The following is a 24477-nucleotide window of genomic DNA, read 5'->3' on the forward strand; positions in this document are numbered from 1 at the left end:
GCCAGATTAAGTCCAATCACGGCGCCGTTTCAACATGAGGAAAACATGAGCGACATTCTTGAGCAGGCCGCGGCCGCATTGAACGAAAAGCTGGCAGGCGGCGCTTTCGGCGCTTCGGCGAAATTTTCGATTGCCGATATGGGCTCGATCGTTCTGGATGCCGACGGCGCGCGCGTCAGCGATGAAGATACCGATGTGACCCTGAGCGCGGATGCCGACACTTTCGAACAAATCCTCAGCGGCGATCTGAACCCGACGGGCGCATTCATGTCGGGCAAGCTGACCATCGACGGTGATATGGGTGTCGCCATGCAACTTGCGTCGGTTCTGGCCTGATGATCCTGTCGCCGGCTCCATTCTTTTCGGACGTGGCCGGCGAACCCGCCGATGGAAAAGCCCATTGGGTTCAGACATCCGACGGCATCCGTATCCGGGCGGGCCACTGGCGGCCCGACGAAACGCGGCACGGTACCGTCATGATCCTGCCGGGCCGTACGGAATATATCGAGAAATACGCGGATGCCGCCCGCGAGTTCGTCACGCGCGGTTTTGCCTGCCTTGCCGTGGACTGGCGCGGACAGGGGTTGGCGCAAAGGCTGCTGAGCGACCCGCGCATCGGGCATGTCGGTCATTTCACCGACTACCAAAAAGACCTGACGGCGGTCCTTGATCTGGCCTCGGAATTGAAGCTGCCCAGACCATGGTTTGTTATCGGCCATTCCATGGGCGGCGCCATCGGGCTGCGCGCGGCCATCGAACGCGACTGCTTTTCCGCCTGTGTCTTTACCGGTCCGATGTGGGGAATTTACTTTACCCCGATCATGAAGCCCCTCAGTTGGGTAACCGCCTATTGGGGGCCGAAATTCGGATTGGGTCACAAGACACCGCCGACGACTTCACTGGCAAGTTACGTGGCCTCGCAGCCCTTTGAGGGCAACGTGCTTACGCGTGATCCTGAAATGTACAAGATGATGCAGGATCAACTGGCGGCACATCCTGAACTGGCCCTTGGGGCACCGTCGACAATCTGGCTGCGCGAGGCGCTGACGGAGTGCGACTATCTGATGGCGCAGCCTGCACCAGACCTGCCCTGCTTGACGTTTTTGGGCAGCCACGAGCAGATCGTGGACCGAAAGGCCATCCGCACCCGAATGGCGAACTGGCCCAAGGGGACTTTGGTCGAGATCCCGGATGGAGAGCACGAAGTGCTGATGGAGGCTCCTGACGTGAGAGGCCCCGTTTTCGACCAGATCGCCTCCTTGTTTCAAAATACACAAACACCCCACGCAATGACGCCACCCGACATGCCTTGCTTGTGATCCGTATGCGGCGCGCTTAGATGTGTGCCGATACAGTTTCATGAGGTATTCGATGCTCAATCTTCCCTTTCCCGTCCGAGATGCCAACGTTGCCGGTGGAGCCAGAGATCTTGGTGACCTTCCGGAATGGGACCTAACCGATCTCTATACGTCCGAGGACGCACCGGAATTGGCGCGGGATCTGGACTGGCTGGCGGGCGAATGCGCCTCTTTTGCATCCGACTATGAAGGCAAGTTGGCCGAAATGGACGCCGATCAATTGCTGCGCTGCGTCCAGCGCAACGAAAAGATCAACGCGATCGCGGGCCGGATCATGTCATTTGCCGGTTTGCGCTATTACCAGCTGACCACCGATGCCGAGCGCGCCAAGTTCCTGTCTGATTGCCAGGAAAAGATCACTGTCTTCACCACACCGCTGGTGTTCTTCACGCTGGAGCTGAACCGGATCGAGGATGAAGTTCTCAGGGCGCATTTCGCGGCCAATGCCGATCTGGCACGCTATGAACCTGTGTTCCGCCGTATTCGCGCGATGAAACCCTATCAGTTGTCGGACGAGATGGAGAAGTTTTTGCACGACCTCGGCGCGGTCGGGGATGCCTGGGAAAAACTGTTCGACGAGACGATTGCGGGCCTGACCTTTGTCGTGGACGGTGAGGAACTGAACATCGAGGGCACGCTGAACCTGCTGACCGAGCAGGACCGAGCCAAACGCGAGGCTGCCGCGCGTGAACTGGCCGGCATTTTTGCCGACAACATCAAAACCTTCGCCCGTGTTCACAACACGCAGGCAAAGGAAAAGGAAATCATCGACCGCTGGCGCAAGATGCCCACGCCACAGACGGGTCGTCACCTGTCGAATGATGTGGAACCCGAAGTGGTCGAGGCGCTGCGCGAGGCCGTCGTGGCCGCCTACCCCAAGCTGAGCCATCGGTACTATGAGCTGAAACGTAAATGGCTGGGTTTGGACAAAATGCAGGTCTGGGACCGCAACGCGCCCCTGCCGATGGAGGACACCCGTATCGTAAACTGGGCTGAGGCCGAGAAAACGGTGATGGAGGCCTATAACGCCTTTGATCCACGCATGAGCGAGATCGCGTCGCCCTTTTTCTCGAAAGGCTGGATCGATGCCGCCGTCAAGCCCGGCAAGGCTCCGGGCGCGTTTGCGCACCCCACCGTGACCGAGGTACATCCATATGTGATGCTCAACTATCTGGGCAAGCCGCGCGACGTGATGACCCTTGCGCATGAACTGGGTCACGGCGTCCATCAGGTGCTGGCCGCAGGACAGGGAGAGATGTTGTCGTCTACCCCGCTGACGCTGGCCGAAACCGCCAGTGTGTTCGGCGAAATGCTGACATTCCGCAAGATGCTGGAAAAGGCGGAAACGACGGAACAGCGCAAAGTGCTGCTGGCCGGCAAGGTCGAAGACATGATCAACACGGTCGTGCGCCAGATCGCGTTTTATGACTTTGAATGCAAACTTCACGAGGCGCGCCGTGGCGGTGAGCTTACACCGGACGACATCAACGCCCTGTGGATGAGCGTTCAGGCAGAAAGCCTTGGGCCTGCGTTCGAATTCATGGATGGGTACGAGACATTCTGGGCCTATATCCCCCATTTCGTGCATTCGCCGTTTTATGTCTACGCCTATGCTTTCGGAGACGGCTTGGTGAACGCACTGTATTCGGTTTACGCCGAGGGCAAGCCCGGTTTTGAAGATCTCTATTTCGAGATGTTGAAGGCAGGTGGATCGAAGCACCACAAAGAACTGCTCGCCCCCTTCGGCCTTGACGCCAGCGACCCTCAGTTCTGGGACAAAGGGCTTAGCATGATTTCGGGCTTCATCGACGAGTTGGAAGCAATGGAAGAGTGACCCGCATCGGGCGTTGGGCGGCACTTCGGGCGCGCCTGCGCCCGGCCCTGACCCACATCCGCCGCAACGTGCCTCGCGGACTGCGGATTATTGTTGGCCTGTTGCTGATTGTCGGCGGAGTGTTCGGCTTCCTGCCCGTACTCGGCTTTTGGATGATCCCTCTTGGCATCCTGGTCGCTGCGATGGACATCAACCTCTATCGCAGGTGGAAACGCCGCAGAAACAGGCAATGACCCTTGCTCAGTCTGCCGCCTGTTCAGGGGCTTTCCGCTTTGTCGTCATGAACACCGCCGCCACGATCAGTGCGGCACCAAAGACTTCAACAGGCGTTATCAACGTGCCGAGAAAAACCGCAGAATTGACGAAAGTGAATACAACAGATGACGCAAACATGAGGGTCGCGGTCAATGTCGAAACCCGCGCCGCGGCCTCGTACCACAGATAGTAGGCGAGAGCGGTCGGGAAAACGCCCAAGAGTACCAGAAAAACCGTATCATCTACGCTTGGCACCGTCAGCCCGAACAGCGCAAAGGGCATAAGGAGCAGGCCCGAGCAAACGAAAATTCCCAGCAGGAAGTTGAGCCGTTCCGTTGTCGAATTGGACGCCTTCATTGCCCTGCTGCTGGCGATCAGAAATATCGCCCAACTGAATCCCGCGCCTATTTCCATGACATCGCCGACAAGCGGTTCACCACCGCCTTCGAAATCCCGGAACACAGTCAGGAATACCCCGAAAATGGCGAGTACGGTTGCAATCACTTCTTTGGGTCCGACAGCCTCTCCAGCAAAAAAGTAAAGGAAAACCAGAACGAAGAATGGGGCCGTATTCTCCAAGACCATCGCATTTGCGGCGCCCGTGTGCTCTAGCCCAACATGGAACAGGATGTAATTCACGACGGTGGACAGAACGGCCAGCCGAAAATTCCAACTGCTGAAATTCATCGAAACCCGAGCGCCCATTAACCGTAAAAGAATAAAGATCGAACATGCCGCGATAAAAAGGCGTAAGGTTGCGATCTGAAGCCCACCCATATCGGCGGTCAAATACCGGACGATCACGCTGTGTGTTCCCCAAAGGAACGCAGCAAGAAACCCCAGTAACAGCCCATTCTTAAAAACAAAACCCATGCAGAATACCCGAGAGATAGTGCGCGCCCTACAAATTCGCTATTTCAACTGACTGTCCTTTGACCCCCGCCTGTTGAATCGCGCGCGTGGCTTGAAAGCCGTGTCGCGCTCCTGCTGGCAGTCGATGCACAGCTTGACGCCCGGCAGAGCTTTGCGGCGCTGCTCGGGGATCGGCTCTTCGCATTCCGCACATCGGGTCAGACTTTCTCCCACCGGGCGCTTTTGCGCCCGCAACCGCGCCAGTTCATCCGAAATCGACGCCTCGATCTGTTCACTTACCGCTCCGTCTCGCGCCCAGCCGCCCGCCATGTCACACCTCCGTTGAGGTCGAAATACTACCGTGTTTGAACGGCCTTGCAAACCAACCCGACACCGGCTGAAATTCAAGCTTTCTATGCGCTTCACGACCGCTAATGTGCGATTGACAGCGAATGAGGACGGTCATGCGCAAATTTCTGAAATGGGTCGGTGGGCTCATCTTACTTACAGTCATCGCCGGAATGGTCGTCTTTTTCGGCTTTCTTCCGGCTTATGTTGAGAACAGTCGAAATACCGTGCGCGGCCATGCCCCCTACCAGGTCTCGGATGCCGCCGTCGCGCTGCATGACACACTGCTCGTCGGAGATCTACATGCCGACCCGCTGTTGTGGAGCCGTGATCTGACGCAACGCGGAGAGCGCGGACAGGTTGACATTCCACGTTTGATCGAAGGCAACGTGGCGTTGCAGGTATTCACGGCTGTGACCAAATCGCCCGCCGGTCAGAACTATGACAACAACTCGGCGGATACGTTTGACAACATTACCCTGCTTGCAATCGCGCAGCTATGGCCATTGCGGACCTGGCGCAGTCTGCGCGAGCGGGCAATCTATCAGGCCGAAAAACTGCACAGGTTCGAGGCGGCATCGGATGGGCGGTTGAAAGTCATCAAGTCGGCGGCGGATCTGGAAGCGGTTCTGGCCGCGCGCAACGATGGTGAAAAGATCGTGGGAGGCATCCTGGGGATCGAAGGCGCGCATCCGCTCGAAGGTGACCTCGCCAACCTCGATCCGATCTACGATGCCGGGCATCGGGTATTCGGGCTGCAACATTTTTTCGACAACGAATTGGGCGGCTCGCTACATGGGCAAGGAAATTCCGGCCTGACGGAATTTGGACGCGCCGTGGTAACGGAGCTGGCGCAACGACCGGTGGTGATCGATCTGGCCCATTCCAGCCCACAGGTGGCGCTTGACGTCCTGGCAATGACCGATATCCCCCTGATCGTCAGCCATGGAGGTCTGCATGGTCATTGCCCGGTCAAACGCAACTTCCCGGACGATCTGATGCAGGCGATTGCGGCGACTGGTGGCGTCATCGGAATGGGGTACTGGGCGGACGTGACCTGCGGCGACATCTCACCGGCCGGAATTGCGAAAATGGTGCAAGCGGCCGTAGATACGGTGGGCGAGGATCACGTATCGCTGGGTTCCGATTTTGATGGTTCGGTCGAGACCGCATTCGACACGTCCGAACTTGCCGCGCTGACCTCGGCACTGCTGGATGAAGGATTGACAGACTCTCAGATCCGCAAGGTCATGGGTGAAAACATGGTGCGTGTCTTTCGGGCGCGCCTTGAGTGACGGAGGAGTCCGGGGCGCTGTACGACATCGCCGAATAACCCTTGATTCGACAAACGGATGTGATGCCCTGCACCTTGGATGTGCTGGCTCGACATGATAGTGGCAGGCAAATGTCCAACGCCAACCATCATCAGAATACCATTCTGAAGGTCAACTGCATTACTCACGGAGTGCAGGATGGTATGACGTCAACCATATTCGTTCTGCTTCCAGTTCTGGCCCAAAGTTTCGGCCTGAGCTACGCTCAGGTGGGGATGCTCAAGGGGATCAACAATGGCTCTCAGGCAGTATTCGAATTTGGCTCCGGCTGGCTGTCGGAACTATTCGGAGAAGCGCGTCTTTTAGCTGTCGGTCTAATTTTGGCCGGTGCGGGATACTCCCTGCTATCGGTCGCACCGGACATAGCTGCGATCATGGCCTGCCTGGTTCTGGTCGGTGCAGGCACGGCACTGCATCATGCGCCGTCATCGTCGCTTATTGCCAACGGGTTTGCGTTTAATAAACGTGGCCGAGCACTCGGGTTGTACAACGCTGCCGGGGACCTGGGCAAACTTGCCTATACAGGTGTTTTCAGCCTGTTTACGGCCTCGGGTGTTGTCTGGCACTATGTTGGCTTTGCCTATGGCGTTGCAGCCTTTGCCGCGGCATTAGCCGTTCATTCCGTCGCACGGACCTGGCCACACTCGTCTGGATTGAACACCAACTACACGACAAGCCACACCGGAGATAATGCTGTCACACGTTGGGGAGTGTTGAACTGGCGGTGTTTTGCAGCCTTGCTGGGTGTCACGAGCCTGGTCACCATGGTGCAGACTGGTATCTTTGTATTTTTAGCGTTCTTGATGCTATCCAAGGGGCTTCCTTTGGCCCTGGCGACGGGAGCCACCGTCATTCTCTTGGCAGGTGGCGTTCTGGGAAAAGCGGGGTGCGGCTTTCTGGCTGACCGTATCGGAGCGCGCCCGGCATTCATTCTAATCCAGATCCTGACCGCGATCGGGTTGACCGTGATCATCGCCGCCGACATCTGGCTGGCTTTTGTAATACTCTTTCCGCTTGGCGCGGTCGTTCAGGGATCGTCATCCATAATCTACGGTTTTGCGGCAAGTATGATCCACCCGCTCCGAATGGCGCGCGGCTATGCGTTGCTGTACTCCTCAGGCACGTTCGCCTCGGCGGTCGGACCACTGATCTATGGTTGGATCGCCGATTCATCGAGTTTGGAAAGCGCCATATTTTTCATGGCGGCGGTAACGGTTCTGTCCATTCCTCCGATATGGATCCTGAACGATACCCCCCTTGATCTGTCACAGAAGGTCTGAAACCAAGTTATGTCCGGCGCAGGTTCAGCGTGGGGCACCAAAAAAACCGCCCGGATCCACCGGGCGGTTCGTTTCTGATCAAATGATCAGGCTGTTGCCAGCATACCCTTTTCGCGGGCCAGTTCGCGCATCTTCTTTTGCAGTTTCTCGAATGCACGGACTTCGATCTGACGAATCCGTTCGCGGCTCACGTTGTACTGTGTGCTGAGATCCTCCAGCGTTACCGGTTGATCCATCAGGCGACGCTGCGTCAGGATATCCTTTTCGCGGTCATTGAGAACCTCCAACGCCGCGGCCAGAAGTTCGCGCCGCGCCTCAAGCTCATCGCGGGCTTCATAGTCGCCGGCCTGATCAGCGTCTTCATCCTCCAGCCAATCCTGCCATTGCATGGCGCTGTCGCCTTCGGTGCCAATGGTCGCGTTCAGCGAGGCATCGCCGCCAGACATCCGGCGGTTCATGCTGATCACGTCATCTTCGGTCACGCCCAGATCTTCGGCGATCTGCTTGACATTTTCCGGGCGCAGATCGCCCTCTTCCAGCGCGCCGATGCGGGCCTTGGCCTTGCGCAGGTTGAAGAACAGCTTTTTCTGCGCCGAGGTCGTGCCAAGCTTGACCAACGACCAGGACCGCAAGATGTATTCCTGAATCGAGGCGCGAATCCACCACATTGCATAGGTTGCCAGGCGAAAGCCCTTTTCAGGATCGAACCGTTTTACGGCCTGCATCAGGCCTACATTGGCTTCTGAGATCACCTCGGCCTGCGGCAGTCCATAGCCGCGATAGCCCATCGCGATCTTGGCAGCCAGACGCAAGTGAGACGTAACCATCTTGTGCGCGGACTCGGCATCCTGCTCTTCCACCCAGCGCTTGGCCAGCATGTATTCTTCTTCTGGCTCAAGCAGAGGAAATTTGCGGATTTCCTGCATATAGCGGTTCAGACCGCCTTCCGGGGTCGGAGCGGGAAGATTTGCGTAATTTGCCATGTTCCGTGTCCCTCCATTTAATGTTTAATGACTTAACATAGGATATGGGTCACATTTGTTTCCCTTTCAAGGGGACCGGCTAACAGTTTGTTCTTAAACTTTCATTAAGGAAAGATAAGTTTCAGAACATCACGCCCAATTGCGTTTTATGACACCCCCACCCGCAGCGCCGAAATGAGGTCCGCCATGTCTTGTGGCAGAGGTGCCTCGAAACGCAGCGCTTCACCGGTCACCGGGTGTTCGAACCCCAGAACCGCCGCGTGCAACGCCTGACGCGGGAAAGAAGAAACTGCCTCGGCCGCAACGGAATCGACCGACCGGCCTGGCAGTTTTCGCTTGCCGCCATAGACCGGGTCGCCAACCAATCCGTGCCCGGCATGGGCCATATGCACGCGGATCTGATGCGTCCGCCCGGTTTCAAGCCAGCACTCGATCAGCGCCAGAACTGGCGGAGTTCCAAATGCTTCGACCACCCGCGCCCGCGTCACAGCGTGACGGCCGCCATGAAACAGAACCGCCTGTTTCTGCCGGTCGGATTTGTGGCGCGCCAGTTGCGTGGTCAGACGCAGGATGTTTCCCGGTTCGAAACTTGCCCCTTTGATGCCGCGCAGACGGGGGTCGTTGGCGTCCGGCACCCCATAGCAAACCGCCCGGTAATATCGCTGGGCGCTGTGCGCCTCGAACTGGGCAGCAAGCCCGTGGTGAGCCGCATCCGATTTCGCCACAACCAGCAATCCGCTGGTATCCTTATCGATACGATGCACGATACCAGGGCGCTTGACGCCCCCGACCCCGGACAGATCATCACCACAATGATGCAGCAAGGCGTTGACCAGTGTTCCACCCGGCGATCCGGGTGCCGGGTGAACGACCATGCCGGCGGGTTTGTTTACGACGATCAGATCGGCGTCTTCGTAGACGATATCCAGAGGAATGTTTTCCGGACCAATGTGACTGTCTAGGGCCTCATCGATCGCAACAACGATCTTTGCACCTTCGACGACGCGGGTCCTGGCATCAGAAACGACGGTTCCGTCCACCGACACCGCGCCGCTTTCGATCAACCGCGCCAGCCGTGTGCGCGACAGGCTCGCCTCTTCTGGCACATCTCGCGAAAGCGCCTTATCAAGGCGGGGCGGCGGTGACGCCGTAATTTCGAATTCAATCAGGCGGGTGCCCATGACTGTCCCTTCCGAACCGCAAGAACCGCAGGAAACGCCGCAACTGAAACTTTTGAGGCGCATGGTCATGTTACTGACTGCGGTGATGATTGGCGGGGTTCTAGTGACATTCGCGTTGATTGTCATCCGCTTGTCGGACCGCACCCCAACTTTGCCCGACGAGGTCGAACTGCCAGACGGTGCCCGCGCGCAGGCCGTGACCATCGGGAACAATTGGTATGCCGTCGTCACCGACGACAACCGCATCCTGATTTTTGACAAGACCACGGGTCGGTTGCGTCAGACCGTAACGGTTGAACAAAACTGACAACACTCTCTTTCCGAACGGAAATCTTGGGTTCGCGCACGTTACAGGATAACACTGATTGAGAGATGGTACCGCCTCCCTGGCTTGAACAGGGGACCTCTGGATCCACAATCCAGCGCTCTAACCAACTGAGCTAAGGCGGCACTTGTGAGGGGCGATGTACCCAACGCGCCAAGGGATTGCAAGGGGATTATAGACGAATTCTCCAGCTTTGTTCGATCAATTCGACACCGAATGAGCGCACTGTTTTGCTGTCTTCCAGCTGCCAGCCAAAGGATGCATACAGCGCACAGGCAGCGCGGTGACTTTCATGGGTCCAAAGCACCATTTCCTTGTATTCGGAAGCGCGAGCGAAACCCATGCAGGTGTTCAGCAACCGCTTGCCCAACCCATTGCCGCGCGCCTCGGGGACCAAAAGGAACAGACGCAGTTTGGCTGTGGCCGGGCCTGCGGACACGCAAAATATGCTGCCCAGCCTTTTCCCGTTCTCTTCGGCGATCCAGCCCCGCTCGCGGGTTGGATCATGGTCAGCGATGAATTCGTCCAAAATTCTGCCGACCAATTGCGTGAATGTTTCGTCAAAGCCTTCGTCGCGGGCGTAAAGCATTCCGTGACGCTCAACCAGCCAGGGGGCGTCATCGGGGCGAAATCGGCGAAGGGTAATCTCGGACATGCCCCATCAGACCGCAAAGGGCGCTTGATTCTCAACCCGTTGCGGGCTAGCACAAACTTTCACATCCGGAGGCCGAAATGGGCATCAATACCGAACGCGATATCGAAGCGAATTTGCAGATCGGGCCGACCGATCAGGGTATGGTGCGCCTGTTTATCGAGGCTGGCGATCTTGAAATTCCGATGGATTTTGAACCCGAGGAAGCCGAGGAAATTGCCGAAGAAATCCGGGCCGCAGCGCAAGCCGCGCGCATCGTCAAGGGTTGAACGCTCAGAGCTTCGGATCACGCAACGCCCGCAGACGCCGGGCGGCATCCATAGCGAATTTCTGGATCATCTTTTTGCGGCGTGCGGGCGCAACCCTGTCTTCCGGTGCCATTCGAATGATTTCGGCATCATAGGCATCGGCGATGATCAGACCGGTTTCCGCAGGCAACAGGTCGGTTGGAAACTCGGTATCGACGGCCCAGAAGAACCGGTCACACCACGCCTGATAGCCCTGCCATTTCGAATCCGACTGATAATCGGTCCGGCTGGATTTGCATTCGATCACCCAAAGCTCTCCCTTCGGGCCCAACCCCATGACATCAACACGCAGCCCGCGCACCGGCACGAATTCTTCTATGGACACGAAGCCGTGCCCGGACAGATGCCGTGCGACGCCTCGCGCGAGTTTCTGGCCGGGCTGAAGGTCGAGTGTCATGGCTCAAACGTGAACAATAAGTGAACAAAATGCAATCCCCGGCAGGAAAAATCGATTTCAGTTCCGACCGAACTGATTTTCACTGCTGTTCGAACTTGGCACAAACCCGGAAAACCGGGGCGTTGCTTCCCGATCAACTGGAAACGGCCCCACGATAATCTGCCTGCCCTCTTGTACAAACCTCCGGCAAAGCCTAACTAGGCGCGTGGCGGGTTCTGCCCTTCTCGTGTCAGGCAGCATTCCGGTGGCCTTAACCATTTCCGAGGGGGCTGGCTCTGTTCAGGTCCTGGCCTGATTACCTGGCGCCCACCTGTACATGCAGGTCCTCGGGAATCAACGCCCCACGGTTGACTGGTGGTCCCGCCACATTCCGTCTTGCGGACGGATCAGCGTTTTGCATGAGCTTTCTGTGGCACCAGTGCGGGCCGGAGATCATGCGCAACCGGGGTACCGCCCCGGGGTTTGTTCGGTTTTTCTGCCATGTTCATAATGGCCCAGGCAAATTGCACCCCGGCAAATACAATGCCGTTCATGAACCAGATCATGCCCAACGCCAGCAGCCCGGCATCCGATCCAAAAATCAGCCCGCGCAGGTTCGCCACGTTCATCGCCAGAAGGATGGCAACGAAAACTGCGGAAAGGACGAAACCGATACAGACCTGCGAGATGTAGAGGCGGACGAGTTTAGGCATACCGAGTCTCCTTGCGCTCTGACATTCAGTCTAGCGCATGTGAGGCTGGCGTAAAGCACACGATGCCGTGTCAGAACGCCTCGGGTCTGGCCTCGCGCGCCATGTGATCCAGTACGGCATTGACGAACTTCGTCTCCTTGCCATCGGGAAAAAAGGCCCCCGCAATGTCAACGAATTCGTTGATTACGACCTTTGGCGGCGTGTCGCTTTGGATCAGTTCCGCCCCCGCGGCGCGGAATACGGCGCGCAGAGTCGGATCGATCCTCGAAATGGGCCATTTCGCCACAAGCGCCCGGTCAGTCATCTGGTCGATGGGTGCCTGATAGTTTACGGCGTCATCGACAGTTTTGTGGAACAGTGAACTGTCCCCATCAACCATCTCATCGCCTTCGTAGACCGCGCCGAACCGGTGATCCAGAAACTCGGCCACGATCTGTTCGATGGTCTGGCCTGTTTGCTCCATCTGAAACAACGCCTGCACGGCATAAAGCCGCGCGGCGGATTTCATCATGCGTTTCCGGTTGCCCGGCTTGGGCGCGTCTTTGGTATTCATGCCGTTGAGGATCCGTTGCTGTCGCCCGCCACCAGGACGGACTCGGACGGCGGCTTGAATCCGACGCCCTTCCTTGAGGCGCCCCACTTACGGCTGAGCGCGATCAGATGCAAGGCCGCAGCCGCCGCTCCGCCACCTTTGTTCATTTTTTCCGGGTTGGCGCGGACTTCGGCCTGATCGTCATTCTCGACGGTCAGAATGCCGTTTCCGATGCACAGGCCCTGAAGCCCCATCAACTGGATTGCACGGCTGGAATCGTTGCACACGGTTTCGTAATGCGTGGTCTCACCACGAATGACACAGCCCAGCGCAACATAGCCGTCAAAATTGCACTGGCGGTCGGCCATTGCAATTGCGGTCGGGATTTCCAGTGCACCGGGCACTTCGACCACCTCGCAGGTGCCGCCTGCCCCTTCGATTTCGGCCTTGGCACCGGCCACGAGATTGTCGGCAATGGCGCGATAAAACGGCGCCACCACGATCAGCAATTTCACCGGTTGGTCGAAAGCCGGCGTCGGAAGAACACCATGTTTATCTTGTTCAGCCACGATCATTCATCCTTGAGTATCGAACGGGTCCCGACGATGGACAGCCCAAAAGCGTCGAGTCCCAGATAGACCGTTTCCGGTGAATCGGTCAGCAGCACCAACTCCTGAATACCCATCTTGGACAGGATCTGTGCACCAAGTCCGGTTTGCTTGATGGTACGCGGGCCTTCTTCGCCGGTCGCATATAGTGAATTCCTCGGCTGACGAAAAAGGCAGACCACCCCGCGACCTTCTTCGGCAATCTTCTCCATCGCGCGAGGCAGTTCGCGTGATGATTTGGGACCAAGGCCCAGAATGTCCGGCGCTTCGTGCAGCGCGTGGGTTCGTGTCAGAACCGGCTCGGGCGTGGTGATGTCACCTTTGATCATCACGACATGTTCGATTCCGTGGGTCTGATCCGTGAAGATCCGCAACTCCCACTCTCCGCCATATTCGGAGTTCACCACTTCGCGTGAGGTTTCGACAACCAGATTGTCGTTGCGTGCGCGATAAGCGATCAGGTCGCTGATGGTACCGATTTTCAACCCGTGCTCCTGCGCAAACTCCACCAGATCGGGCAGACGGGCCATGGTGCCGTCGGGCTTCATGATCTCGCAGATTACACCGGCCGGCTTCAGCCCCGCCAGCCGCGAGATATCAACGGCTGCCTCGGTATGACCGGCGCGCACCAAAACCCCGCCCCGCTTGGCCCGCAGCGGGAATATGTGGCCCGGTGTAGCGATATGCGCCATCGTGTTCTGTTCGTTGATAGCGGTGGCCACGGTCAGGGCACGGTCGGCAGCCGAGATGCCGGTGCTGACCCCTTCGCGCGCCTCGATGGAAACGGTAAAGGCGGTCTCGTGCCGCGACGAGTTGTTCACCGCCATCATCGGCAGGCCCAGAGCATCGATCCGCTCGGCCGTCATCGGCAGGCAGATCAGACCCCGCCCGTAGGTTGCCATGAAATTGATCGCGTCGGCATCGGCGAATTCTGCGGCGATGACCAGATCGCCCTCATTCTCGCGATCTTCGTGATCGACCAGAATGTACATGCGACCCAATCGGGCCTCTTCGATGATCTCCTCGATCGGGCTGATTGCAGCGCGCAATCGGGCCTCGACGGGTCCGGGGGTTTCAAAGCTCATGTGGCAGCCTTTCGCAGAGCGGGTCTGTCGTGCGGGATAGACCACTAAACGGACAAAGGCCAGAGCGCAAAACGGCGGAGCAAGCCCGGACAATAACTCGAAATCCGCTTTGGTGGGCTTTGCCAGACAGGAAACCCGCTGAACCATTCTTGCTTCTGCTCTTGTCCCTGCCACAATATTGCCCGATTGCAATCCTCCGGTCGCCAAAATGAAAATTGACATTTCCTCCAGGCGCTTTGACATTTCGTGTGGCAACAGCAAGATCGAGCATGAGTTTTTCAGCAGAGTTTTCAAACCGACGTTCCGGACTGTGGGACATCGTCAGGCGGCGGCGGCTGCTATTGTCGATTGTTTTCTCTTATGCACTCGTCGGCAGCCTTATTGGTCACTCAATCGAACTGGATTTCTGGCCTACGGTACGCACATACATGTCGAGCGGACTGAACATTCTTCGGTTTTTGCTTTCTTTGTTTGGCGGAATTTATCTGATCTGGCGTTTTGCCGACGCTGTGTTCCGGGTAAAACCGAAAAAACCAATCCAGTGGTTTATCGATGATTTGCGTTCGACTTTCCTGGGCCCCGCCAACTTGCTGGAAGGTCTGATCTGCTTTCTGACCGTTTCGGTCTTCTTGGCCACCTTCGTGTTCTTCAAGAACCTGATCCCATTTTTCAATCCGTTCACGTGGGACCCGTTATTTGCCTCCCTGGACCGCAGCCTTCATGGCGGTGTGGACGCATGGACCTGGACCTGGCGCATCTTCGGCTCACCATTTGCGACCTACTTGCTGAATCTCGCCTATCATATCTGGTTCATCCTTGTGTATCTGGCAATTTTCGCTGCCTCTTTCGATCGAAAGGACCCCGGCAGAGGAGCCGTATTCCTGGTCGCGTTTGTCCTTATCTACATCGTTGGCGGGACCATTCTCGCGATGATCTTTTCATCGGGCGGGCCGGTGTATTTCGAAGCTTTCGGCTATGGCGGGACCTACGCCGAACAGATGCAGAAGCTTGAAGAGATAGGTGAAACCCACACGCTTTGGGCGCTGGAAGTTCAAAAGGCCGTGTTGGCGGAATACCAAGACAGGGGATTCAGCGTGATATCTGCCATGCCAAGCATGCATGTCGCCTCCAGCGTGATCATCGCGCTGTTCGGCTTTAGCTATTCGCGCTGGCTCGGCTGGTTGCTCAGCGCGTTTGCCGTCTGCATCGTCATTGGTTCAGTACATCTGGCCTGGCATTATGCCGTGGACGGATACGCCGGTATTGCCGTGGCATTCGCCTGTTGGTGGTGCGCCAAAGCGCTGGTACACAGATATGGGGAGGCCTGAGGCTACCCGGCCTCGGCCAGACGGGCGACATATCGCGCCAGCGTGTCGATTTCCAGATTCACGCGGTCACCAACAGCAACTTCGCCCCAGGTTGTCATTTCCTTGGTGTGAGGAATGAAATTGATGCCAAAGTCGCACCCCTCGACATCATTGACCGTCAGAGAGGTGCCATTCAGCGCAACCGATCCCTTTGGTGCAATAAACCGAGCGAGTCCCTCGGGCGCCCGCAGCGTGACGCGGGTACTGTCCCCCTCATCCTCGACCGTGATCACCTCGGCCACGCCATCCACGTGACCCGAAACAATGTGCCCGCCCAATTCATCACCGACTTTCAGCGCGCGTTCCAGATTGACACGCTTGCCCACACGCCAGCTACCAAGGTTCGTCTTGGAAACAGTCTCAGCGCTGATCTGGATATCGAACCAGTCGTTGCCAAGGGCAATCACCGTAAGACAAACCCCGTCGTTGGCGATAGAGGCGCCGATATCGATTGTACCGGTATCGTAGCCGGTCTGGATTCGAGCCCGTAAATCGCCCTGCTGGTCCAGTTCCACCACAGTTCCGATATCGGTGACGATCCCTGTAAACATGTCGTTAACTCTCCAACGGTTAGCGTTCAGTGCCGACGTAACCGCCCCAACCGATTGCGGCAAGCCCCGCCTTGCCCCGAATGCCGAAAGAAGTCATAAATTCGTGCCAGACAGCCACCATCACGGCCTGCGAACAGTTTCGATGACACACTCAAAGGCGAATTCCCGCATGTTGGCCTCTGGCCGGGTCTTCCTGTTTCTTCAGGGTCCGCATGGTCCTTTCTTCTCCATGCTGGGCGAAATGCTGCGCCGCGCAGGCGCGTCGGTTTGGCGGATAGGTTTCAACGCCGGCGATCAGGCGTTCTGGAACGACAAGGGCAGCTTTGTTCCCTACCGCGACCGCCTCGAAGAATGGTCGGTGAAGCTCGACACTCTGTTGGGCGAGCGCGGCGTCACGGATATTGTTCTTTACGGTGACACCCGCCCAATTCACGCGCAGGCGATCGAGGCCGCAGAAAAACGAGGGATTGCCGTTCACGTCTTCGAAGAAGGCTATCTGCGACCGTGGTGGATCACCTATGAAAGGGGCGGATCGAACGGGAATTCCCGATTGATGAAGATGGATGTCGCTGAAATGCGGCAGGCGCTGGACCAGTTCGGCACCGACGGGCCTCCGCCGCCGCCCGCTCACTGGGGTGATATGCGTCAACACATCTTTTACGGGGCGTTCTATCATTGGTTCGTGATGTTCCTGAACAAAAAATACCGGAACTTTCGCCCGCACCGGGCATTGCAGGTGTCGGAAGAATTTCAACTGTATTTCAAGCGCTTGATGTTGATGCCGCTGCATCGGATCGAAAGGTTTCTGGCCACGGCCCGAATACAACGCGGCGGGTTTCCATATCATCTGGTCCTGTTGCAACTGGAGCATGACAGCTCATTTCAATGCCACTCCGATTTCTCCTGCATGACCGAATTCCTGGATCAAGTGATCGCGGGGTTCGCCGCAGGTGCGCCCGGACATCATCACCTCGTCATCAAGGAACATCCGCTGGAAAACCATCGGGTGCCGTTACGCCATGAGGTCCGCCGCCTCGGTCGGGAGTACGGCGTCGCGGGGCGGGTCCACTATCTGCCCGGCGGTAAACTCGCAAGGTTGCTGGATGATGCGAACACTGCGGTTACGATCAATTCAACCGCCGGCCAGCAGGTCCTCTGGCGCGGCAAACCCCTGCGTGTCTTCGGTCGCTCTGTCTATGCCAAGCCTGAATTTGTGTCCTTGCAACCGATCAGCGAATTCTTCGCCCAGCCTCGACAGCCCGACAACCGCGCCTATCGCGACTATCGGCGGTTCCTCCTGGAAACGAGCCAGGTTCCGGGCGGTTTTTATTCGCGCCGCGGACGCAGACAATTGCTGCGACATGTGGTCGACATGATGCTAAACGTACAGGACCCCTATGAGGCGCTTTCAACAACGACAGAGTCCCGACGGCAACAGTTGCGACTCCTGAGGCAGAATCTCGGGCAAACGCTGGAAAGTCGTACTGGAACCGGGTAACTTGCGCCCAAAACTCAGAAAAGCAAAAAATAATGTTGAGGAGTTCGGGCAGTGATGGGTAAATCCCGCGGTTGGGCCAGATATTGCGCCCTGTTCGTGTCAGTTGGTCTGCTGACGGCCTGCACGCTTCCCAAATCCGGGCCGAATGAAAAGGAAATCCTTTCAGGGGCCGTTGAGGAAGGCGGGAACGCGCATGTCGTTCTGGTCGATGACAGGATCGCAAGAGCGTCGGCAGCCGTTCCGAATCTTGGTTTTTCCTCGGCTTTCCGCAGTGCCTCCAGCATCACCGCCGATACCATTCGCCCGGGCGATGTATTGGGTCTGACTGTCTGGGAAAACGTGGATGACGGATTGCTTAGCGGCGAGGTCGGAAACTCCACCATACTTGAAGAAGTACAGGTCGACAGTGACGGCTATATTTTCATGCCATACGCGGGACGCGTACGCGCGTCAGGCAACACGCCCGAGCAATTGCGCGAACTGATCACGTCGAAGCTGCAGGATCAGACGCCCGACCCTCAAATCCAGGTGCGCCGCCTGGCGGGCGACGGGGCGACCGTATCCCTGACCGGTGCCGTCGGAGCGCCCAGTGTCTATCCGATCGAACGCCCGACGCGAACGCTTTCCAACATGCTGGCCAAAGCGGGTGGTGTAACGGTCGAGCCGGAAATCGCCCAGGTGACCGTTATCCGGGGGCAGCACAAGGGAACGATCTGGTATCAGGATCTGTTCAAAGATCCGGGCTTGGATATTGCACTGCGCGGCGGCGACAGGATTCTGGTTGAAAAGGACACCAGATCCTATGTCGCCCTGGGAACGACCAGCAGCCAGGCCCGCGTCGCTTTCGAAAGTCAGGACCTTTCCGCGCTTGAAGCCCTGGCCCAGGTCGGCGGATTGCAGTCCTTCTCTTCCGATCCGACCGGCATTTTCGTCCTGCGCAACGAAACACAGGATATCTCGCGCAGCGTGCTGGGCCGCCCGGATCTGCAAGGGAAGCAGCGCCTGATCTATGTCCTGAATCTTACGGCCCCCAATGGCCTGTTCGTTGCCCGCGATTTCGTTATTCGGGACGATGACACGATTTATGTGACCGAAGCGCCGTATGCGCAATGGACCAAAACCCTGTCGCTCGTCGCCGGCGGCCTGACGCCCTTTGCCAACGTCAAGACGTTGACCGGAAGCTGACCATGAGCGAAAACCGGAACACGATTGCCGGGCGCGGACGCACCCGGCTTTTCGTATTCAACGGTGGGTTTCTGACGCAGCAACGCTTGCGCCGAATACTGATGCTCAGCGGCTATGACATCCGAATTGGACTGCCTGCCGAGGGAGATATCGTCAGCGTCTGGGGCAACAGCCCAACGGCCCATCGCGGTCTGAGCGTGGCCGCCAAACGCAATCTGCCCGTTCTGAGAGTCGAAGACGCATTTCTGCGATCACTGCACCCCGGGCGCAGTGGCGAGCCGCCCCTCGGGCTGCTTCTGGACCACTCGGGTGTTCATTTCGACCCGTCCTCGCCCTCGGATCTGGAAACGTTGCTTGCAACGCATCCGTTGGATGACACGGCGCTACTGGATCGCGCACGCGGCGCGATGAACCGGATGAAAGAGGCCCATCTGAGCAAATACTCAGCCTACGACATCACCGAGAATGTTCCGGAACCGGGTTATGTTCTGGTCCTCGACCAGACGCGTGGCGACGCCGCCGTTGCTGCGAGCAATGGTACCGACGCACTGTTTCGCGAGATGCTTATCTTTGCGCAAGAGGAGCATCCCGGTGCCCGCGTGATTATCAAGACCCATCCCGAAACATCTGCCGGTTATCGCGCCGGGCATTTCTCGACCGCTGATGTCAACGACCGAATAACTCTGCTGGATCGCCCTGTCAGCCCGTGGACTTTGCTTGAAGGTGCGGTCGGCGTCTATACGCTGTCCTCGCAAATGGGGTTCGAAGCTATTTTGGCGGGCCACAGTCCCCGGGTTTTCGGGCAGCCATTTTATGCCGGCTGGGGCCTGACTCAGGATGAACACCCTGTTCCCCGCCGCACTCGCAAACTGACCCGCGCGCAACTTTTTTCAGCGGCCATGTTGCTTTACCCGACCTGGTACGACCCCTATCGTGACCGGTTGTGTGAACTGGAAAACGTTCTTGATGGGCTTGACGCGCAGTCACGGGCATGGCGCGAGGATCACCGGGGGTGGACCGCGTCAGGCATGCGGATCTGGAAACGCCGACACTTGCAATCCATGTTCGGGCAGCAAAAAAGACTACGGTTCGTCGAAGACATCGCGCCTCCGTCAAACCGGCCGCATATGGTCTGGGCCAAACACGCGGGCAATGCCGAAGGAATCGTCCGGGTCGAGGACGGATTCCTCCGTTCTCGCGGATTGGGGGCAGAGCTTGTACCCCCTCTGTCGTTGGTGACCGACGATTTGGGCATCTACTATGATCCGACCTGCCCCAGCCGGCTGGAGGCGCTGATCGCCGCACGCGAAACCCTGCGCCCTGACCAGCATATGCGGGCCGAAAGGCTGACGGAGCGCCTGGTTCGCGAGGGATTGAGCAAATACAACCTTGGAGGTGAAAGCCCACAACTGCCCGACGGCCATCGCATCCTTGTTCCCGGTCAGGTCGAAGACGATATGTCGATCCGAAAAGGGGCAAGCGGCGTACGGACCAATCTCGAATTGCTGCAAGCCGCACGCGAGGCCAATCCCGAGGCGGTTATCATCTACAAACCTCATCCGGATGTCGAAGCCGGTCTGCGGGACGGGGCCATAGATGCCCGAGGGCTGGCTGATGTCGTTGCCAAGGGCGCTGACCCTGCCGGCTTGCTGATTCAAGTTCAGGAGGTATGGACGATCACCTCCCTCATCGGTTTTGAGGCATTGATCCGGGGCATCAAGGTCACCACACTGGGCGCGCCTTTCTATGCCGGCTGGGGCCTGACCAACGATCTTGGCGCGGTCCCCGCCCGACGTGGCGCACGTCCGAGTGTTCTTGGGCTCGTTCATGCGGCACTGATCGATTATCCCCGCTATCGCGACCCGGTAACCGGGCTGCCCTGCCCGGTCGAAGTTATTGTCAATCGCCTCGCCCTTGCGGACGTGCCGACGATCGGTATCGTCAACCGGATTTTGTCAAAGGCGCAGGGCACTTTCGCGACTTATGCTCATCTGTGGCGTTGAACCGGTTCACCGCGGCTTGAGGTTCAGTTCCCGCGTCCAGCGCAACAGAACATCGCCGCCTACCGCGCGGGTTTCGACCAGCTCAAAGCGCGGCGCATCCCCCAGGTGATTTACCCCAAGCGCTCCGACAGCAGGCAACCCTTCTGCTCCGATCGCGACTCCGGCGGAAAAGCCAATCAACTCGTCCACCAGATCCTCGGATAGCAGCGTTGCCGCCAGTGCCGCTCCGCCTTCGCAGAAAATCCGGGTCAGGCCCGCATTGCCCAGTTGCTGCAACAGATCCGTGGCGTCGATCTGGGTCCCATGCACCGCACAGGAAATGAGCCGGGCACCCAAACCTTCCCAGGCACGGGCGCGTTCGGCATCGGCCCCGGCGCCATGACACAGCCAGACCGGAATGTCCGACGCCGTTCGGGCCAACTGCCCCATCAGCGGCAGGTCGAGATGGCGCGACACCACTACGCGAACCGGCTGTTTCTCGACGCCAAGGTCGCGCACGGTCAACGAAGGGTCGTCCGCCCGGGCCGTCCCGGCCCCCACCATCACCGCATCGTGGCGCGCGCGCATGGCATGAACTGCGCGACGCGCTTGCGGCCCTGTGATCCATTTGCTTTGTCCCGTCGCAGTGGCGATGCGACCATCAAAACTGCTGGCCAGCTTGAGCGTCACATAAGGGCGCCCCTGCTCAGTTTTCAGGAAAAACCCGGCGTGATCGTGGGCGGCCTGTGCTCTCAGCACACCGGTCGTGACGTCGACCCCCGCATTGCGCAGCATGGCAAAGCCCTGCCCTGCAACTCTCGGGTCACTGTCTTCGACCGCACAGACGACGCGCGCGACTCCGGCAGAAATCAGAGCTTCAGAACAAGGCGGGGTCTTACCGTGATGCGCGCAAGGCTCCAGCGTGACATAGGCCGTTGCGCCACGCGCGGCTTCACCCGCCTGCGTCAGGGCTTCGGTTTCGCCATGCGGTCGTCCCCCCGGTTGGGTCCAGCCCCGACCGACGATCCGCCCGTCTTTCACGATTACACATCCCACTGCCGGGTTAGGCCAGCACATCCCCTGAGTACGCCGGCCCAAGGACAAAGCCAACGCCATATATCTTTTATCTGTATCGCTCACTCTTCAGTCGATGGCTGCGGCGGGCGCAGTTCGTGGACGAAGTCTTCGAAATCATCGGCCGCCTGGAAATTTTTGTAAACGCTCGCAAAGCGAACATAGGCCACCGTGTCGATCCGCGCCAGCGCTTCCATTACGATCTCGCCGATCTTGTTTGACGGGATATCCGTTTCGCCCATGCTTTCCAGCCGTCGCACGATACCCGAAATCATCTGATCGATCCGGTCGGGTTCGATCGGGCGCTTTTGCATCGAAATGCGGATCGAACGTTCCAGCTTGTCGCGGTCGAAATCTTCGCGCTTTCCATTTGTCTTGATAACAACGAGATCGCGCAGTTGCACCCGCTCGTAGGTGGTAAACCGTCCCCCGCAGGCCGGACAGAATCTGCGTCGCCTGATAGCAACGTGGTCCTCTGCCGGACGCGAATCTTTAACCTGAGTATCGATATTCCCACAAAACGGGCAGCGCATCCGCCGTCTCCTCGTCCCTTGTCCGCCTCTTTTGTAAGCACTTTGGCTTACTTATCCACAACTATAGGGCAGCCGCTAGGATTTGGGTAGTCGGAATTTTCTACCGCTAGATAATGGGCGTCTGGCAAAAGCCCCGCGCCCTCTCAAACATGAAGAGAGCGGCGATTGTAGCGTGACTGAAGCTGTAGCGTGACATGGGTTTTTGCACAGTTTGACAGAGATATTTGCAGCAACCCCCTTTTTTCACCGAGGTACTGTTTCAGCACGGCAGCCGGTCGCCGGTATTAAACACCCCTTGAACAGCACTTTAACAGCAAACCAGCGTGAACTGGGTCACTGTCCCGACCGTCCAGCCGTCGCCATTGATGCCGACGACCGAGCCGAGCGCGGCAATGGAGATCTCCTTCCGAAGCGCTCTGGTGCCGTTGGCCGCGAACCACGCTTGTAATATAGAGCGCAGCGCGAAGGGCATCGGAAAAGCCAATCCGTTGGCATAAGCAGGAAGCCAAGCCGCCCGGCACCGACATTTGCAACCACGGCCTCACTGACGACCATGGCCGCGCCGACTTGAACACCGATTGCCGCCGCCGCCCAAAGCGCCAATATCACAGATCGAGCCCCCAGACTTGCCCGACAAGGTCTTTACCAAAGCTGTGATGCGGCTCTTCTTCCAGCAATTTGAACCCCGCCGCCTCATAGATACGCCGGGCAGAAATCAGCACGTCATTCGTCCACAGCACCATGCGCTTGTAACCCTTGGCGCGAGCAAAGCGCAGGGTTTCGTCCACAAGCCGCCGCCCAAGGCCAAGACCCCGTGCGCTTTCATCGACGTAAAGCAGCCGCAGCTTGGCAATTTCCTCATCCTGCCGGACGACTAAGACTGATCCGATCACCGCGCCGTCACGTTCGGCCACCCAGCAGCGTTCGCAAGACGGGTCGTAGGACTTGGCGAATTGCCCGACGATCTCGGCTACCAGCGCCTCAAACGTCCAGTCCCAACCGTATTCCTTGGCATAAAGGCGTCCATGTTGATGGGTGATCGTTCCCAGATCGCCCGGCTCGGGGTCTCGCAAGATAAACGTGCTATCCTTCGTTGTGTCGCCCAATAGGCGGCGTATTCGCCCCATCGCACCGACCAATTCCCGCTGTTCGGTGTCCGACAGGTTTAGCAGAAGACCGGCGGCTTCCTCGGCAGAGGCCGCATTCAATCCCGCAAACACATCTCTGCCCTTCACTGACAAGGTAAGTTCCAGCCGCTTGGCGTTGGCCTTTGATGGCAACCGATCAATCAGCCCCTTCTTCACCAGCCCGTTCACGAGGCGACTGAGGTAGCCTGTATCCATCCCCAGAGCCTCGCCCAGATCGCGGGCAGAGGGGGGATTGGCAGGTGGAGCATTGGCGACCTCATACAAAACACGAACCTGCGGGAGCGTATAGTCTGACGCAAGCAAACGCTCATTGAGCGCCCCGACCAGACGAGTGTGAAAGCGGTTGAATTCCCGAAAGGCAGCGACGTTCTCATCCAGCATGTTGACGTATCTTTCATTGTATTGCCAAAGGCAACATATAGCAACAAGGAAGAAATTCAATGGTGGAAGGTAGCAGAGCGCAACGCATGTATGATGGCGACGCCCCGAAGAAGCACTCGGCGCGTCGCAGGTGGAGTTGGGAGACGGCATGGCGACACTGTCCTTGACGGCAACCGACAGCATGATTCAGGCGCAGAGAACTTGCCACGGTGGTACGATTTTCGCATTGGCTGACGCCGCTTTTGGCGTGGCCTGCAACAGAGGGGAGCACCCAGCCGTCGCCCAGCGATGCTCGATCAACTACCTGCGCCCAGCCAATGTATCTGACCGCCTGGCATTTGCAATCGAACGCCGGTCCGCAAGCGGTCGTACTGGTGTCTGAGGTGGGTCTGTCACCGATCGAGGTAAATCACTGATTGCCGAGTTTTGGAGTATTTCGCGTAGTCTGCCACCACGGGAATAGAATAACGGAGCGAGTCTATACACGTTATCGCCCGGATCACCTGAGAAAAGCCGCTGATGTGGTCGAATTTACGAAGGTCAGAAACGCATCTTAGGATCGAAGAACCGTGGAAAACTTCGCAGGATTTCGTTAAGCTATTGAAAAATATGGTGGGTGATAAGAGATTTGAACTCCTGACATCTTCGATGTGAACGAAGCGCTCTACCACTGAGCTAATCACCCATGGGCGGGGGTATTACTATCTCTCCCTTGCCTTCGCAAGAGGCCATTT

The 24477-nt window shown here is 57.9% G+C and carries 27 protein-coding genes, 2 tRNA genes and 1 pseudogene; 13 read left to right on the plus strand and 17 right to left on the minus strand.

Annotated elements, in window-relative coordinates; translation table 11 throughout:
- Window positions 1-45 precede the first annotated feature (45 nt).
- Genes ACR0AO_RS06495 through ACR0AO_RS06510 form a run of 4 tightly spaced genes read left to right on the plus strand, consistent with a single transcriptional unit; the run spans window position 46 to window position 3425 of the window.
- Window positions 46-336 carry an SCP2 sterol-binding domain-containing protein gene (locus tag ACR0AO_RS06495; RefSeq protein WP_480601388.1) on the plus strand — a complete coding sequence of 97 codons (291 nt, stop codon included), beginning with the start codon at window positions 46-48 and terminating at the stop codon, window positions 334-336.
- Window positions 336-1319 carry an alpha/beta hydrolase gene (locus tag ACR0AO_RS06500; RefSeq protein ID WP_480601390.1) on the plus strand — a complete coding sequence of 328 codons (984 nt, stop codon included), beginning with the start codon at window positions 336-338 and terminating at the stop codon, window positions 1317-1319. The genes ACR0AO_RS06495 and ACR0AO_RS06500 overlap by 1 nt, the downstream gene beginning before the upstream one ends.
- A 52-nt stretch (window positions 1320-1371) precedes the next feature.
- The gene (locus tag ACR0AO_RS06505; RefSeq protein ID WP_480601393.1) at window positions 1372-3192 is read left to right on the plus strand and encodes a M3 family oligoendopeptidase; all 1821 of its coding nucleotides are present in this window, start codon (window positions 1372-1374) and stop codon (window positions 3190-3192) included.
- The gene (locus tag ACR0AO_RS06510) at window positions 3189-3425 is read left to right on the plus strand and encodes a hypothetical protein (RefSeq protein ID WP_480601395.1); all 237 of its coding nucleotides are present in this window, start codon (window positions 3189-3191) and stop codon (window positions 3423-3425) included. The genes ACR0AO_RS06505 and ACR0AO_RS06510 overlap by 4 nt, the downstream gene beginning before the upstream one ends.
- A gap of 7 nt (window positions 3426-3432) precedes the next feature.
- Here the strand turns inward: ACR0AO_RS06510 and ACR0AO_RS06515 are convergent, their stop codons facing one another.
- Window positions 3433-4320, minus strand: coding sequence for a DMT family transporter (locus ACR0AO_RS06515; RefSeq protein WP_480601397.1), 888 nt, complete (start codon window positions 4318-4320; stop codon window positions 3433-3435).
- 39 nt (window positions 4321-4359) lie between these two features.
- Window positions 4360-4629, minus strand: a complete 270-nt coding sequence (locus tag ACR0AO_RS06520) for a DksA/TraR family C4-type zinc finger protein (RefSeq protein ID WP_480601399.1) — start codon at window positions 4627-4629, stop codon at window positions 4360-4362.
- 134 nt (window positions 4630-4763) lie between these two features.
- Between ACR0AO_RS06520 and ACR0AO_RS06525 the strand changes: the two genes are divergently transcribed.
- Together ACR0AO_RS06525 and ACR0AO_RS06530 are read left to right on the plus strand one after the other, a co-directional pair.
- Window positions 4764-5942, plus strand: coding sequence for a dipeptidase (locus tag ACR0AO_RS06525; protein WP_480601402.1), 1179 nt, complete (start codon window positions 4764-4766; stop codon window positions 5940-5942).
- 110 nt (window positions 5943-6052) lie between these two features.
- Entirely contained in the window at window positions 6053-7261 is a 1209-nt protein-coding gene (locus tag ACR0AO_RS06530) for an MFS transporter (RefSeq protein WP_480601404.1), read from the plus strand.
- A gap of 86 nt (window positions 7262-7347) precedes the next feature.
- Here ACR0AO_RS06530 and rpoH read toward each other — a convergent pair whose 3' ends face one another.
- Window positions 7348-8244, minus strand: coding sequence for an RNA polymerase sigma factor RpoH (gene rpoH, locus ACR0AO_RS06535; RefSeq protein ID WP_480601407.1), 897 nt, complete (start codon window positions 8242-8244; stop codon window positions 7348-7350).
- Between the two features lie 146 nt (window positions 8245-8390).
- The gene (locus tag ACR0AO_RS06540; protein WP_480601410.1) at window positions 8391-9425 is read right to left on the minus strand and encodes an RluA family pseudouridine synthase; all 1035 of its coding nucleotides are present in this window, start codon (window positions 9423-9425) and stop codon (window positions 8391-8393) included.
- Here ACR0AO_RS06540 and ACR0AO_RS06545 point away from each other — a divergent pair.
- Window positions 9424-9732, plus strand: a complete 309-nt coding sequence (locus tag ACR0AO_RS06545) for a DUF6476 family protein (protein WP_480601413.1) — start codon at window positions 9424-9426, stop codon at window positions 9730-9732. The two genes, ACR0AO_RS06540 and ACR0AO_RS06545, sit on opposite strands and share 2 nt — an antisense overlap.
- Window positions 9733-9798: 66 nt before the next feature.
- Here ACR0AO_RS06545 and ACR0AO_RS06550 read toward each other — a convergent pair.
- Both ACR0AO_RS06550 and ACR0AO_RS06555 read right to left on the minus strand, forming a co-directional pair.
- Window positions 9799-9875: transfer RNA gene (locus ACR0AO_RS06550), tRNA-His, on the minus strand.
- A gap of 47 nt (window positions 9876-9922) precedes the next feature.
- On the minus strand, window positions 9923-10405 hold the full coding sequence (locus ACR0AO_RS06555) for an N-acetyltransferase family protein (protein ID WP_480601416.1): 483 nt from the start codon (window positions 10403-10405) through the stop codon (window positions 9923-9925).
- A 77-nt stretch (window positions 10406-10482) separates the two neighbouring features.
- Between ACR0AO_RS06555 and ACR0AO_RS06560 the strand changes: the two genes are divergently transcribed.
- Window positions 10483-10671 carry a DUF6324 family protein gene (locus ACR0AO_RS06560; protein ID WP_480601419.1) on the plus strand — a complete coding sequence of 63 codons (189 nt, stop codon included), beginning with the start codon at window positions 10483-10485 and terminating at the stop codon, window positions 10669-10671.
- Window positions 10672-10675: 4 nt separating this feature from the next.
- Here ACR0AO_RS06560 and ACR0AO_RS06565 read toward each other — a convergent pair whose 3' ends face one another.
- The 5 genes from ACR0AO_RS06565 to ribB all read right to left on the minus strand — a co-directional run bounded on the left by ACR0AO_RS06565 (window position 10676) and on the right by ribB (window position 14024).
- The gene (locus ACR0AO_RS06565) at window positions 10676-11107 is read right to left on the minus strand and encodes an MmcB family DNA repair protein (RefSeq protein ID WP_480601421.1); all 432 of its coding nucleotides are present in this window, start codon (window positions 11105-11107) and stop codon (window positions 10676-10678) included.
- 386 nt (window positions 11108-11493) lie between these two features.
- The gene (locus ACR0AO_RS06570) at window positions 11494-11799 is read right to left on the minus strand and encodes a hypothetical protein (RefSeq protein WP_480601424.1); all 306 of its coding nucleotides are present in this window, start codon (window positions 11797-11799) and stop codon (window positions 11494-11496) included.
- A gap of 70 nt (window positions 11800-11869) precedes the next feature.
- Window positions 11870-12352 (minus strand): transcription antitermination factor NusB, encoded by a 483-nt coding sequence (nusB, locus tag ACR0AO_RS06575; protein ID WP_480601426.1) that lies wholly within the window; start codon window positions 12350-12352, stop codon window positions 11870-11872.
- On the minus strand, window positions 12349-12906 hold the full coding sequence (locus tag ACR0AO_RS06580; protein ID WP_480601429.1) for a 6,7-dimethyl-8-ribityllumazine synthase: 558 nt from the start codon (window positions 12904-12906) through the stop codon (window positions 12349-12351). Before ACR0AO_RS06580 ends, nusB begins: the two co-directional genes overlap by 4 nt.
- Complete coding sequence (gene ribB, locus ACR0AO_RS06585; protein ID WP_480601764.1) at window positions 12903-14024, minus strand: 3,4-dihydroxy-2-butanone-4-phosphate synthase; 1122 nt, start codon at window positions 14022-14024, stop codon at window positions 12903-12905. Before ribB ends, ACR0AO_RS06580 begins: the two co-directional genes overlap by 4 nt.
- Window positions 14025-14293: 269 nt before the next feature.
- Here ribB and ACR0AO_RS06590 point away from each other — a divergent pair, with 269 nt between their 5' ends.
- Window positions 14294-15352: a phosphatase PAP2 family protein gene (locus ACR0AO_RS06590; RefSeq protein WP_480601431.1), complete on the plus strand. Its 1059-nt coding sequence runs from the start codon at window positions 14294-14296 to the stop codon at window positions 15350-15352.
- 2 nt (window positions 15353-15354) lie between these two features.
- On the opposite strand, the gene ACR0AO_RS06595 is transcribed toward ACR0AO_RS06590, so the two are convergent.
- Window positions 15355-15942, minus strand: coding sequence for a riboflavin synthase (locus tag ACR0AO_RS06595; protein WP_480601433.1), 588 nt, complete (start codon window positions 15940-15942; stop codon window positions 15355-15357).
- Between the two features lie 142 nt (window positions 15943-16084).
- Between ACR0AO_RS06595 and ACR0AO_RS06600 the strand changes: the two genes are divergently transcribed.
- The 3 genes from ACR0AO_RS06600 to ACR0AO_RS06610 are packed head-to-tail and all read left to right on the plus strand — an operon-like array spanning window position 16085 to window position 20628.
- The gene (locus tag ACR0AO_RS06600) at window positions 16085-17440 is read left to right on the plus strand and encodes a capsule biosynthesis protein (protein ID WP_480601435.1); all 1356 of its coding nucleotides are present in this window, start codon (window positions 16085-16087) and stop codon (window positions 17438-17440) included.
- Between the two features lie 54 nt (window positions 17441-17494).
- Window positions 17495-18625: a polysaccharide biosynthesis/export family protein gene (locus tag ACR0AO_RS06605; protein WP_480601766.1), complete on the plus strand. Its 1131-nt coding sequence runs from the start codon at window positions 17495-17497 to the stop codon at window positions 18623-18625.
- A 2-nt stretch (window positions 18626-18627) separates the two neighbouring features.
- Window positions 18628-20628, plus strand: a complete 2001-nt coding sequence (locus tag ACR0AO_RS06610) for a capsular polysaccharide biosynthesis protein (RefSeq protein ID WP_480601437.1) — start codon at window positions 18628-18630, stop codon at window positions 20626-20628.
- Window positions 20629-20634: 6 nt separating this feature from the next.
- Here ACR0AO_RS06610 and ribD read toward each other — a convergent pair whose 3' ends face one another.
- From ribD to ACR0AO_RS06630, 4 genes are all read right to left on the minus strand, one after another.
- Window positions 20635-21747, minus strand: a complete 1113-nt coding sequence (gene ribD, locus ACR0AO_RS06615; RefSeq protein ID WP_480601439.1) for a bifunctional diaminohydroxyphosphoribosylaminopyrimidine deaminase/5-amino-6-(5-phosphoribosylamino)uracil reductase RibD — start codon at window positions 21745-21747, stop codon at window positions 20635-20637.
- Window positions 21744-22214: a transcriptional regulator NrdR gene (gene nrdR / locus ACR0AO_RS06620; protein WP_480601442.1), complete on the minus strand. Its 471-nt coding sequence runs from the start codon at window positions 22212-22214 to the stop codon at window positions 21744-21746. Before nrdR ends, ribD begins: the two co-directional genes overlap by 4 nt.
- Before the next feature lie 307 nt (window positions 22215-22521).
- Window positions 22522-22686 carry a hypothetical protein gene (locus ACR0AO_RS06625; protein ID WP_480601445.1) on the minus strand — a complete coding sequence of 55 codons (165 nt, stop codon included), beginning with the start codon at window positions 22684-22686 and terminating at the stop codon, window positions 22522-22524.
- Window positions 22687-22819: 133 nt separating this feature from the next.
- Complete coding sequence (locus ACR0AO_RS06630) at window positions 22820-23743, minus strand: bifunctional helix-turn-helix transcriptional regulator/GNAT family N-acetyltransferase (RefSeq protein WP_480601447.1); 924 nt, start codon at window positions 23741-23743, stop codon at window positions 22820-22822.
- A gap of 121 nt (window positions 23744-23864) precedes the next feature.
- Here ACR0AO_RS06630 and ACR0AO_RS06635 point away from each other — a divergent pair.
- Window positions 23865-24125: pseudogene (locus ACR0AO_RS06635) on the plus strand (hotdog fold thioesterase); the annotation flags it as partial.
- 228 nt (window positions 24126-24353) lie between these two features.
- Here ACR0AO_RS06635 and ACR0AO_RS06640 read toward each other — a convergent pair.
- Window positions 24354-24428: transfer RNA gene (locus tag ACR0AO_RS06640), tRNA-Val, on the minus strand.
- Window positions 24429-24477 lie beyond the last annotated feature (49 nt).

The organism is Ruegeria sp. AF8 (genome assembly GCF_056541825.1).